Annotated in this window: 9 protein-coding genes and 1 pseudogene; 8 read left to right on the top strand and 2 right to left on the bottom strand. The window is 60.6% G+C overall.

Annotated elements, in window-relative coordinates; genetic code table 11:
• The first annotated feature begins 60 nt into the window (after nucleotides 1–60).
• Nucleotides 61–597, top strand: coding sequence for a DUF3299 domain-containing protein (locus tag E3Z29_RS02040; protein WP_027610367.1), 537 nt, complete (start codon nucleotides 61–63; stop codon nucleotides 595–597).
• Nucleotides 598–748: 151 nt separating this feature from the next.
• Here E3Z29_RS02040 and E3Z29_RS02035 read toward each other — a convergent pair whose 3' ends face one another.
• Nucleotides 749–1,648: a D-hexose-6-phosphate mutarotase gene (locus tag E3Z29_RS02035; RefSeq protein ID WP_134785019.1), complete on the bottom strand. Its 900-nt coding sequence runs from the start codon at nucleotides 1,646–1,648 to the stop codon at nucleotides 749–751.
• A 58-nt stretch (nucleotides 1,649–1,706) separates the two neighbouring features.
• Nucleotides 1,707–2,111, bottom strand: a complete 405-nt coding sequence (locus E3Z29_RS02030) for an acyl-CoA thioesterase (RefSeq protein ID WP_003229628.1) — start codon at nucleotides 2,109–2,111, stop codon at nucleotides 1,707–1,709.
• A gap of 377 nt (nucleotides 2,112–2,488) precedes the next feature.
• Between E3Z29_RS02030 and E3Z29_RS02025 the strand changes: the two genes are divergently transcribed.
• From E3Z29_RS02025 to E3Z29_RS01995, 7 genes and pseudogenes are all read left to right on the top strand, one after another.
• The gene (locus tag E3Z29_RS02025; protein WP_134785018.1) at nucleotides 2,489–3,787 is read left to right on the top strand and encodes an MFS transporter; all 1,299 of its coding nucleotides are present in this window, start codon (nucleotides 2,489–2,491) and stop codon (nucleotides 3,785–3,787) included.
• 255 nt (nucleotides 3,788–4,042) lie between these two features.
• Nucleotides 4,043–5,047 (top strand): phosphate ABC transporter substrate-binding protein PstS, encoded by a 1,005-nt coding sequence (locus tag E3Z29_RS02020; protein ID WP_086792482.1) that lies wholly within the window; start codon nucleotides 4,043–4,045, stop codon nucleotides 5,045–5,047.
• A 425-nt stretch (nucleotides 5,048–5,472) separates the two neighbouring features.
• Nucleotides 5,473–7,508 (top strand): annotated as a pseudogene (locus tag E3Z29_RS02015) (ABC transporter permease subunit).
• A gap of 15 nt (nucleotides 7,509–7,523) precedes the next feature.
• Nucleotides 7,524–9,194, top strand: a complete 1,671-nt coding sequence (gene pstA, locus E3Z29_RS02010) for a phosphate ABC transporter permease PstA (protein WP_098966323.1) — start codon at nucleotides 7,524–7,526, stop codon at nucleotides 9,192–9,194.
• Between the two features lie 169 nt (nucleotides 9,195–9,363).
• The gene (pstB, locus tag E3Z29_RS02005; protein WP_007962289.1) at nucleotides 9,364–10,197 is read left to right on the top strand and encodes a phosphate ABC transporter ATP-binding protein PstB; all 834 of its coding nucleotides are present in this window, start codon (nucleotides 9,364–9,366) and stop codon (nucleotides 10,195–10,197) included.
• Nucleotides 10,198–10,267: 70 nt separating this feature from the next.
• Complete coding sequence (phoU, locus tag E3Z29_RS02000; RefSeq protein WP_003229617.1) at nucleotides 10,268–11,029, top strand: phosphate signaling complex protein PhoU; 762 nt, start codon at nucleotides 10,268–10,270, stop codon at nucleotides 11,027–11,029.
• Nucleotides 11,030–11,209: 180 nt separating this feature from the next.
• Nucleotides 11,210–12,169 (top strand): response regulator, encoded by a 960-nt coding sequence (locus E3Z29_RS01995; RefSeq protein ID WP_027610371.1) that lies wholly within the window; start codon nucleotides 11,210–11,212, stop codon nucleotides 12,167–12,169.
• The last annotated feature ends 24 nt before the right edge of the window (nucleotides 12,170–12,193 follow it).

The raw sequence follows: 12,193 nt of genomic DNA, 5'->3' as shown, positions 1-12,193 counted from the left end.
TAGAATGCTCGGCGATTCAACGTCCTTCCTTTATCCGAGCATCTTTTACCGAGCACCTCCATGCGCCGTCTTCTGTTGACTCTTCTTTTGCTGGGCAGCGGTCTGGCCCACGCCGGCGAACTGCCGGAAACCGACTGGCTGGAACTGATGCCCAAGTCGGACCAGAAAGCCCTCGAGGCCATGCCCGAAATCGACCACAACTCCCCGGAAGCCACCGGCACCTTCACCGAGAAGGGCGGGATGAAACAGGCTAAAGGCTTGCCGGCGGTGATGTATTCGACCAAGACCGTGGCGTCGATGAACGACAAGCACATCCGCATCGGCGGCTACCCGGTGCCGCTGGAATCCGACGCCAAGGGCCGCAGCACGCTGTTCTTCCTCGTGCCGTACCCTGGCGCCTGCATCCACGTGCCACCGCCACCACCGAATCAACTGGTGCTGGTGCGTTATCCCAAAGGTTTGAAGCTGGACGATATCTACACGCCGCTGTGGGTAACCGGCACGCTGAAGATCGAGAAGGTCAGCAATGACCTGGCCGATGCGGCGTATGCGCTGGAAGCTGACAAAGTGCGGGTGGTGCAGGAGTCTGATCTCTAACATCTGAACAATTGTAGCGAGGGGATTTATCCCCGATGGGTTGCGAAGCGACCCCCGCTTTGAATCAGGGGCAGGGGCCTGCTCCGCAGGCCATCGGGGATAAATCCCCTCACCACAAAGGCTTTCACCCACATCGATATTGCGGTGTTGGTCAGAGCGGTTTGCTGCCGATGCTGACGCCCATGGTATGGCTCGCACCCGAGCCCAGCGTGACCACATCATCCATCACATTCGCCGTCTCGATGCACAGCATGCGCTGCCAGCCATCGTTGTCCATGTCGGCCAGTGCTGCCGCGCGGTCGATCCACGGGTTCCAGATCACTGCCGTGCGTGAGCCGCTGGCGCTCAGTACGATGCGTCGTTCCCAGGTCGGATCGACGATGCTCAGTTGCGCTGGCGCGTCGAGGTAGATGCGGTCGGTTTCCCCGGTAAAGCGCAGTTCGCCTTGCTGGCGGTGGGTGTTCCAGTTGTCCAGAGTCTCGATGTAATTCAGCCCTTCAACACCCTCGACGTGCACGTTACGCACATCACTGACCGCGAAATAAGGGTGCAGCGCCTGGCTGATGCTGACGGTTTCTACACCTCGGTTGTGGCTGGTCAGGCTGATGTGCAACTGATCATTCAGATGCAGGGTCAGGGTCAGATCGACCTGATACGGCCAGCCCGGCAGGCCACCTTCGGGGTAGGGCAGCCTGAATTCAACCTTGACGCCGTCAGCCTCTGATTCGATGCCGCCCAGCTCCCAATCCATCGCCCGCACCAGACCGTGCGCGGGTGCCGGTTGCTCACCGGTATACATGGCCTGCACGCTCTGCGGGTTGCGTTCGAACTTGCCGAACCACGGCCAGCACACCGGCACACCGGCACGGATGCTCTTGCCGGTCTTGAACACAGCCTTGTCGTTGAGCCAGATGATCGGCGGCTGGCCGTCGATTTGATAACTGAGGATGTGCGCGCCTTGCTGGGCCACCAGCACTTCGGCCTGACCGTGGCGGATGCGCCAGCAGTTCAGTTCATCCAGTTTCACCGCTTCAACGTTGGGCGTGTTCATGGGGCAACTCTCGATCAGACACTTGGGACGACTATCGACCGCAAAACCGCGGCGATGTTTAACGCGCGCGCGGTGGCACTGAGCGGGTGCGACCGCTGCCGTCGATGGCGACGAAGACGAATACCGCCTCGGTCACTTTACGCCACTCGCTGGACAGCGGATCGTCGCTCCACACTTCGACCATCATCTGGATCGAGCTGCGGCCGATTTCCAGGGTCTGGGTATAAAAGGACAATTGCGCGCCCACCGCGACCGGCACCAGGAAGGCCATGCGGTCGATGGCGACAGTGGCTACGCGACCACCGGCCACGCGGCTGGCCATTGCGGTACCCGCCAGATCCATCTGCGCCACCAGCCAGCCGCCGAAAATATCGCCAAAGCCGTTGGTTTCGCGCGGGAGTGCGGTAATTTGCAAGGCCAGGTCGCCTTGCGGGATCGGATCTTCTTGTTCGAGCTCTATCATGCCGGGGGTGCCTCTGACCCGTGACTCTTCGTTGGTATTGCTGGTGGTAGCCGTCTTCAGGAAAAACGATTCAGCACCGAACATACTGCGTTCGTCACGTTTTCCATAGGCGCCTAAAGGGGAAACTCTGCGAAACCGGCTGATCCCGTTCAAAGGTCGGGCCAACGACGTTTTCGCACAGCAACCCCCTACAAACCGGAGCAAGGTTGCGAGTATATCGGTCGGTAGACTCCGCGACGACCATCGGGTTCTGATTTTGACCGGCAAATACGCGCCTCTATGTGCTTTTTCGAACAATTTGCTATGGTGCCGAACCTGCCCAAGCCACAGCCAGCGTTGTTGTGGCGGTAGATCCGCCTATAAGAGAAGCCCTTGCCATGACCACAGCGCCTTCGAGCCTCGCGCAGCCCGAGCAACCTGCACGCCCCCTGACCCGCAATGACTACAAGACTCTGTCGCTATCGGCCCTGGGCGGTGCGCTGGAGTTTTACGATTTCATCATCTTCGTGTTCTTCGCCACCGTGGTCGGCAAGCTGTTCTTCCCGGCCGACATGCCCGAGTGGCTGCGCCTGATGCAGACCTTCGGTATTTTCGCCGCCGGTTACCTTGCGCGGCCGCTGGGCGGCATCGTTATGGCGCACTTCGGCGACCTGCTGGGGCGCAAGAAGATGTTCACCCTGAGCATTTTCATGATGGCCGTGCCGACCCTGATCATGGGCCTGCTGCCGACCTACGCGCAGATCGGTATGTGGGCGCCGATCCTGCTGTTGTTGATGCGAGTTATCCAGGGCGCGGCGATTGGCGGGGAAGTGCCGGGGGCGTGGGTCTTCGTTTCCGAACACGTGCCGCAAAAGCACATCGGCTACGCCTGCGGCACCCTGACCAGCGGCCTGACCGCCGGCATCCTGCTCGGCTCATTGGTCGCCACGGCGATCAACAGCATTTATACCCCGGGGGAAGTCGCCGATTACGCCTGGCGGATCCCGTTCCTGCTCGGAGGCGTGTTCGGTCTGTTCTCGGTGTACCTGCGCCGCTGGCTGCATGAAACCCCGGTGTTCGCCGAGCTGCAACTGCGCAAGGCGCTCGCCGAAGAAGTACCGCTGCGTGCGGTACTGCGTGACCATCGCGGGGCGATTGCGGTCTCGATGCTGCTGACCTGGCTGCTGTCCGCCGGGATTGTCGTGGTGATCCTGATGACCCCGACCGTGCTGCAGACGGTCTATCACTTCTCGCCAACGGTGGCGCTGCAATCCAACAGTCTGGCGATCGTGTTCCTCAGCGTTGGCTGCATCATCTCCGGTGCCCTGGCGGATCGGTTTGGCGCCGGCCGGGTGTTTGTCTTCGGTTCCCTGGGCTTACTGATCAGCTCCTGGCCCTTCTATCACAGCCTCGCCGATCACCCGAACTGGCTGTTCCCGCTGTATGCGCTGACCGGTCTGCTGGTCGGCACCATCGGTGCGGTGCCGTACGTGATGGTCAAGGCGTTCCCGCCAGTGGTGCGCTTCAGCGGATTGTCGTTCTCGTACAACGTGGCGTACGCGATCTTCGGTGGCCTGACGCCGATGGTGGTCAGCCTGCTGCTTAAAGAGAGTGCGATGGGCCCGGCTTACTATGTGGCGGTGCTGTGCACGATGGGGATTCTGGTGGGGGCGTGGCTCTGGAAAAAGGGGCGCTGAAAATTTTCACCTGTGGGAGCGGGCTTGCTCGCGAATGCGTTGTGTCAGTCTGCATATGAATAGGCTGACACGGCCTCTTCGCGAGCAAGCCCGCTCCCACATTAGTTCTGTGTTGTTCTCTGAGATCTTCGAATCATCCTGCAAAACCCCGATACTGGCCTTTCATCCAATTGTCATATTTCAGCCATAGAGTGTTCACACGGCCTGCTGATACTTGGCCCCGACTTAACACACCCTATCTGCTAGGAGTAAGGCATGAAACTGAAGCGTTTGATGGCGGCAATGACTTTTGTCGCTGCTGGCGTTGCGACTGCCCACGCGGTAGCCGCTGGCGTTGACCCGGCAATTCCGGCTTACACCAAGGTCACCGGTGTATCGGGCAACTTGTCCAGCGTTGGTTCCGACACTCTGGCCAACCTCATGACCCTGTGGGCTGAGAACTACAAGAAAGAATACCCGAACGTAAACATCCAGATTCAGGCCGCTGGCTCCGCCACCGCGCCACCTGCGCTGACTGAAGGCACCTCCAACCTCGGCCCGATGAGCCGCAAGATGAAGGACACCGAACTGGCGGCCTTCGAACAGAAATACGGCTACAAGCCAACCGCTATCCCGGTGGCCGTGGACGCCCTGGCGGTGTTCGTGCACAAGGACAACCCGATCCAGCACCTGACCATGGAGCAGGTTGACGCGATCTTCTCGTCCACCCGTCTGTGCGGCGCCAAAGCCGACGTGAAAACCTGGGGCGACTTGGGTGTGACCGGCGACCTGGCCAACAAGCCAGTGCAACTGTTCGGTCGTAACTCGGTATCCGGCACTTACGGCTACTTCAAGGAAGAAGCCCTGTGCAAAGGCGACTACAAGCCTAACGTCAACGAGCAACCAGGTTCGGCGTCGGTTGTGCAGTCGATCAGCTCCTCGCTGAACGGCATCGGTTACTCGGGCATCGGCTACAAGACTGCCAGCGTGAAGACCGTTGCTTTGTCGAAGAAAGGCAGCACTGACTTCATCGAAGACACCGAAGAAAACGCCCTGAACGGCAAGTACCCGCTGTCGCGCTTCCTCTACGTTTACGTGAACAAGGCCCCGAACAAGCCTCTGGCCCCGCTGGAAGCCGAGTTCGTGAAACTGGTTCTGTCCAAACAGGGCCAGGAAGTTGTGGTGAAAGACGGCTACATCCCACTGCCGGCCAAGGTTGCTGCAAAAGCACTGGCTGACCTGGGTCTGCAGGAAGGCGGCGCTGAAGTCGCAAAAAAGTAACAAACTGAGTCCGAGGTGAACCCCACCGGACTCAGGTAAAAGGCCGGCTCTGCCCGCAGACCGGCCTTTTACACACCTCAAATTTTCGATCCTCTGCCAGTCCCGCTGGCGGTGGATTTGCTGCGTCACTGCACTGTCATCTTTCTGTCATACAGGATCGCTAGGGTGAGCGCATGAATGATCTGGCCAATTCCCCAATGACTACGACTTCCCCTCCCAAGCGCATTGATTTCAATACGCCTGAGCTGCAACGCAAGCGCCGCATTCGCGCGCTCAAGGATCGCTTCACCCGCTGGTACGTCCTCGTTGGCGGTCTGGCGGTGCTGGCAGCCATCACCCTGATCTTCTTCTTCCTCGCCTACGTCGTTGCACCGTTGTTCCAGGGTGCCAGCCTGACCGCGAAAGATGCCATTACCCCGGCCTGGATGCAGGACGCCGGCAAGCCGCTGATGATTTCGCTCGAAGAGCAGAATCAGGTGGCGATGCGCGTTTCCGACAAGGGCCAGGCGCTGTTCTTCGACATCGACAGTGGCGCTGAATTGAAGCGCGTCGATCTGCCGGTTCCTGCCGGCGCTACCGTAACTTCCATTGGCGAAGACCAGCCAGGTCATCCGCTGGTCGCCGTGGGCCTGTCCAACGGCCAGGCGCTGGTGTTCCGTCACACCTATAAAGTCAGCTACCCCGATGGCAAGAAAACCATCACCCCGGCCATCGAATACCCGTACGGCGAAGCGCCGATCGCAGTGAACGAGGGCGGCGGGGCACTGGAGCACGTCAGCCTCAACGCCACCGATTCGACCCTGATGCTGGTGGGTTCTACCGGTTCGCAACTCAATGTGCTGGCGCTGACCAGCGAAGAAAACATGATGACCGGCGAAGTCACCAACGAGCAGAAGCGTATCGAGCTGCCGCAGATGACTGAACCGGTGAAAAACATCTTCGTCGACCCGCGCCAGCAATGGCTGTACGTGGTCAACGGGCGTGCCCAGGCCGACGTGTTCAGCCTGCGCGATAAGAGCCTCAACGGTCGCTATAAACTGCTGGAAAACGCTGACGCCGAAGTCACCGCGAGCACGCAACTGGTGGGCGGCATCTCGCTGATCATCGGTGATTCCAAGGGTGGTCTGGCCCAGTGGTTCATGGCTCGCGATACCGATGGCGAGCTGCGCCTGAAGCAGATCCGTACCTTCCAGATGGGCACCACGCCGATTGTTGAAATTACCGCCGAAGAGCGTCGCAAGGGCTTCGTTGCCCTCGATGCCAGCGGCAAGCTCGGCGTGTTCCACAGCACCGCGCACCGCACCCTGCTGGTCGAGCCGGTAGCCGAAGGCCAGGGCCTGTTCGGTCTGTCGCCGCGCGCCAACCGGGTGATCGTCGAGGCCGGCGGCAAGCTGCAACCGCTGCTGCTCGACAACCCGCACCCGGAAGTGTCGTGGAGCGCGTTGTGGAGCAAGGTCTGGTACGAGAACTACGACGAACCTAAATACGTCTGGCAATCGACCGCCGCCAACACCGATTTCGAACCGAAACTGAGCCTGTCGCCACTGACCTTCGGCACCCTGAAGGCGGCGTTCTACGCCATGCTGCTGGCTGCGCCGCTGGCGGTTGCCGCAGCGATCTACACCGCGTACTTCATGGCCCCGGGCATGCGCCGCAAGGTCAAACCGGTGATCGAGCTGATGGAAGCGATGCCGACGGTAATCCTCGGTTTCTTCGCCGGTCTGTTCCTCGCCCCGTATGTGGAAGGGCATCTGCCGGGCATCTTCAGCCTGCTGATGCTGTTGCCGATCGGCATTCTGGTCGCCGGCTTCACCTTCAGTCGTCTGCCTGAGTCGATCCGCCTGAAAGTCCCGGATGGCTGGGAAAGTGCGCTGTTGATTCCGGTGATCCTGTTTGTCGGTTTGGCTGTCGCTGTACATGAGTCCGTACATGGAGAACTGGTTCTTCGGCGGTGACATGCGCATGTGGATCTCCCACGACCTGGGCATCACCTACGACCAGCGCAACGCTCTGGTAGTCGGTCTGGCGATGGGTTTTGCGGTGATCCCGAACATCTACTCGATCGCCGAAGACGCCGTGTTCAGCGTGCCGCGTGGCCTGACCCTCGGTTCCCTGGCGCTCGGTGCCACGCCGTGGCAGACCATGACCCGCGTGGTGATCCTCACCGCCAGCCCGGGGCATCTTCTCCGCACTGATGATCGGCATGGGCCGTGCGGTCGGCGAAACCATGATCGTGCTGATGGCCACGGGTAACACCCCGGTCATGGAAATGAACCTGTTCGAAGGCCTGCGCACCCTGGCCGCCAACGTCGCGGTGGAAATGCCCGAGTCGGAAGTCGGCGGCAGCCACTACCGCGTGCTGTTCCTCTCGGCGCTGGTGCTGCTGTTGTTCACCTTCGTCATGAACACCCTGGCAGAACTGATTCGTCAGCGTCTGCGCAAGAAATACTCGTCGCTTTAAGAAAGGTAGAAGTCTGTGAAACAGAACTCCCTGAATGGATGGTTCAAGAGCGGCGCCCCGGGCGTCTGGATCAGCGGTGGCGCGGTGTCCATCGCGGTCATCATGACCATTGGCCTGCTGGCGGTGATTGCCGTGCGCGGTCTGGGTCACTTCTGGCCGGCGGACCTGATCCACGCCAGCTACGACGTACCGGGCCAGGCCAATCATCTGGTCATCGGCGAAGTGGTACAGAAAGAAGAGGTGCCGCGCGCCCGCCTGAAAAGCGCCGGCCTGCCGGTGCCTGATCAGGGCCCGGAATTCATGACCCGCGAGCTGATCAAGGTCGGCAACCGTGACCTGAACGGCAACGACTTCACCTGGGTGGTCGGCGAGTGGCTGACCAAGCAGACCACGCCGCCGGAACTGATGGCGATCGAGCGTCGCGAGTGGGGCAACTTCTACGGCTACCTGGTCAACGTCAAACAGGACGGCAAGGTGATCGCCGAAGGTGAAGCGGCGTGGCCTGAGCTGCAAGCGCGGATCAACCGTGTGAACGGCCTGGCTGCACAACTCAAATCGCTGGAAAAGACCGACATCGGTGCGATCAACGCAGGGCTCGAGCGCATCCGTCTGCACGGGCGCAAACTGGAACTCGACGGCAGGCTCGACGCCACCGCGCAAGCGGACATGGACGCCGAGCGTGCCGAGCTGAACGCGCGTTATCAGGACATCGAAGCGCGTCTGAGCGATCTGCATGCGCAGTTCAACCGCGACGCGCTGACTGCTCGCGATGCCAACGGCAAAGAGATCGAAATCAGCCTGGGCAAAGTGGTTCACGCCTATCAGCCGAATGCCATGGGCACGATGACCAAGATCGGGTTCTACTTCGGCAAGGTCTGGGAATTCCTCTCGGATGACCCGCGTGAAGCGAACACCGAAGGCGGGATCTTCCCGGCGATTTTCGGCACGGTGATGATGACCCTGATCATGGCGATGATCGTGACTCCGTTCGGCGTGCTGGCGGCGGTCTACCTGCGTGAATACGCCAAGCAGAACGCCCTGACCCGGATCATCCGCATCGCCGTGAACAACCTCGCCGGCGTTCCGGCGATCGTCTACGGCGTATTCGGTCTGGGCTTCTTCGTCTACGTGCTGGGTGGTTCGGTCGACCGTTTGTTCTTCCCCGAAGCACTGCCGGCGCCGACGTTTGGTACTCCGGGTCTGCTCTGGGCCTCGCTGACCCTGGCGCTGCTGGCGGTGCCGGTGGTGATCGTGGCGACCGAGGAAGGTCTGGCGCGTATCCCGCGCACCGTCCGTGAAGGCTCGCTGGCGCTGGGCGCGACCAAGGCCGAAACGCTGTGGAAGATCGTCCTGCCAATGGCCAGCCCGGCAATGATGACCGGCATGATCCTCGCCGTGGCCCGCGCCGCCGGTGAAGTGGCGCCGCTGATGCTGGTGGGTGTGGTGAAGCTGGCGCCGTCGCTGCCGGTGGACGGCAACTACCCATACCTGCACCTGGACCAGAAGATCATGCACCTGGGCTTCCACATCTATGACGTCGGCTTCCAGAGCCCGAACGTCGAAGCGGCACGACCACTGGTGTACGCCACGGCGCTGCTGCTGGTGCTGGTGATCGCTACGTTGAACCTGTCGGCGGTGTGGATTCGTAACCACCTGCGCGAAAAATACAAAGCGCTGGATAGCTAAGGACGGCGCGAACCCTGTGGGAGCGAGCTTGCTCGCGAAGCTTTTGGCGGTCTTAAGGGCCCCTTCGCGAGCAAGCTCGCTCCCACATTGATCCGCGGCCACCGCAATATTGATGGAAGCTGCAACAAGCAGTGTTCCGAACCGAATTTGTTAGCACAGGGAGCCTCCCATGCAGCACGAAACACATACCCACGGCATCAATATGTCGGCCCTGGGTCGCGACAAGCAGAGCCTGAGCCTTGAGCAGGAAACCGTGGCCATCGAAGTCCCGGGCCTGAGCCTGTTCTACGGCGAGAAGCAGGCGCTGTTCGACGTCAGCATGAACATCCCGAAACAGCGCGTGACCGCGTTTATCGGCCCATCCGGCTGCGGCAAGTCCACGCTGCTGCGTACCTTCAATCGTATGAACGACCTGGTTGACGGTTGCCGTGTCGAAGGTGCGATCAACCTGTACGGCAACAACATCTACCGCAAAGGTGAAGACGTCGCCGAGCTGCGTCGCCGCGTCGGCATGGTGTTCCAGAAGCCCAACCCGTTCCCCAAAACCATCTACGAAAACGTGGTCTACGGGCTGCGCATCCAGGGCATCAACAAGAAGCGCATTCTCGACGAAGCGGTCGAGTGGGCATTGAAAGGCGCGGCGCTGTGGGACGAAGTCAAAGACCGTCTGCACGACTCGGCACTCGGCCTGTCCGGTGGTCAGCAGCAGCGTCTGGTGATCGCGCGCACCATCGCCGTTGAACCGGAAGTGTTGCTGCTCGACGAACCGTGCTCGGCCCTCGATCCGATCTCGACCCTGAAAGTCGAAGAGCTGATCTACGAGCTGAAGTCCAAGTTCACCATCGTCATCGTGACCCACAACATGCAGCAGGCCGCGCGGGTTTCCGACTACACGGCGTTCATGTACATGGGCAAACTGGTGGAATTCGGCGACACCGATACCCTGTTCACCAATCCGGCGAAGAAACAGACCGAAGACTACATCACCGGTCGTTATGGCTGACAGTTGCGGTTATTCACAGAATTGACGCTGCGGCCCACCGCACCTTACCGGACGCTCCAAGGACGCCAACATGATTAGTAAAGAAGGCCTTACCCACCACATCTCCGCGCAGTTCAACGCCGAGCTTGAGGAAGTGCGCAGCCACCTCCTGGCCATGGGCGGGCTGGTCGAGAAGCAGGTCAACGACGCGGTCACCGCGCTGATCGAGGCCGATTCCGGTCTGGCCCAGCAGGTGCGCGAGATCGACGACCAGATCAATCAGATGGAACGCAACATCGACGAAGAATGCCTGCGCATTCTCGCCCGTCGTCAGCCGGCGGCGTCCGACCTGCGGCTGATCATCAGCATCTCCAAGTCGGTGATCGACCTGGAGCGCATCGGCGACGAAGCGACCAAGATCGCCCGTCGCGCCATTCAGCTGTGCGAAGAAGGTGAAGCACCGCGCGGTTACGTCGAAGTGCGGCACATCGGCGATCAGGTGCGCAACATGGTTCGCGATGCGCTGGACGCGTTTGCCCGCTTCGACGCCGATCTGGCCCTGTCGGTGGCGCAATACGACAAGGTCATCGACCGCGAATACAAGACCGCCCTGCGCGAGCTGGCGACCTACATGATGGAAGACCCGCGCTCTATCTCGCGGGTTCTGAGCATCATCTGGGTGCTGCGTTCGCTGGAACGCATCGGCGATCATGCGCGCAACATCTCGGAACTGGTGATCTACCTGGTGCGCGGCACCGATGTGCGCCACCTGGGCCTCAAACGCATGAAAGAAGAAGTTGAAGGTACAAGCGGCGAAACCGCTAATGTTCCGGGCAATGCTGACGATAAGTAAGATTGCCTGAGAAAAGCGCCCGGCCCTTTGGCCGGGCGTTTTTGTTTAGGGCGCCTGAATCAGGAAATCGAATTAAAAAGCAGCACCCGCGAACGAAAAGTCCCGGCGTGACTGAAGATTGTTGGCAATGTGCCATCAGTAAAAGCGGTATGCTTGCCGGGATTTTTATAGGGGTGTTGGATGAGCAAGATCAGTGTGTTGGTCGTGGACGATGCTTCGTTCATTCGTGACCTGGTGAAAAAGTGCCTGCGTAATTACTTCCCGGGGATCCGCACCGAGGACGCCGTCAACGGCAAAAAGGCCCAGGCCATGCTGGCCAGGGAAGCGTTTGACCTGGTGCTGTGCGACTGGGAAATGCCGGAAATGTCCGGCCTCGAGCTGCTGACCTGGTGCCGCGAGCAGGACAATCTCAAGACCATGCCGTTCGTCATGGTCACCAGCCGTGGCGATAAAGAGAACGTGGTGCAGGCGATCCAGGCCGGGGTTTCCGGCTACGTCAGCAAGCCGTTCACCAACGAACAACTGCTGACCAAGGTCAAGCAGGCGCTGAACAAGGTTGGCAAGCTCGACACCCTGATGAACAGCGCGCCGACCAAGATGAACTCGGCGTTCGGCAACGATTCCCTGAGCGCATTGACCGGCGGCAAGCCTGCCGTGGTCGGTGCTGCGCCGGCGGCCGCTGCTGCGGTCAATCCGTTTGCCAAACCGGCTGTTGTCGCGCCAACGCCAGCTGCTGCGCCGTCGCGCGGTTTGCTTAACAGCCCGCCGGTGCAGGCACCGGCTGCCTCGAAAGCGCCAGTCGGTGGTCGTGGCCAGGGCCAGTTGCGCCTGCCAAGTGGCACCCAGCAATGCGTGATCAAGGCCCTGAGCATCAAGGAAGCGCTTTTGGTGGTGAAACGCACCGACACCCTGCCGCAGATCCTCGACAGCGCCGTACTCGACCTGGAGCAGGGCGACAACGCCGAAATCGCCCGCCTCAACGGCTACCTGCACGCCATCGTTGCCCACGAGCAGAAAGCCGACAGCGACTGGCTGCAACTGACTTTCCGTTTCGTCGACCAGGATGCGCAGAAGCTCGACTACATCTCCCGCCTGATTGCCCGCGGCACGGCGCAGAAGCACTTCGTTCCGGGCGCTTGATCCTCGTCGCCTGACACACCGCCT

The sequence above is a fragment of the Pseudomonas sp. S150 genome, from assembly GCF_004526365.1.
GTDB lineage: Bacteria > Pseudomonadota > Gammaproteobacteria > Pseudomonadales > Pseudomonadaceae > Aquipseudomonas > Aquipseudomonas putida_A.
This window is presented reverse-complemented; position numbering and strand designations above follow the sequence as displayed.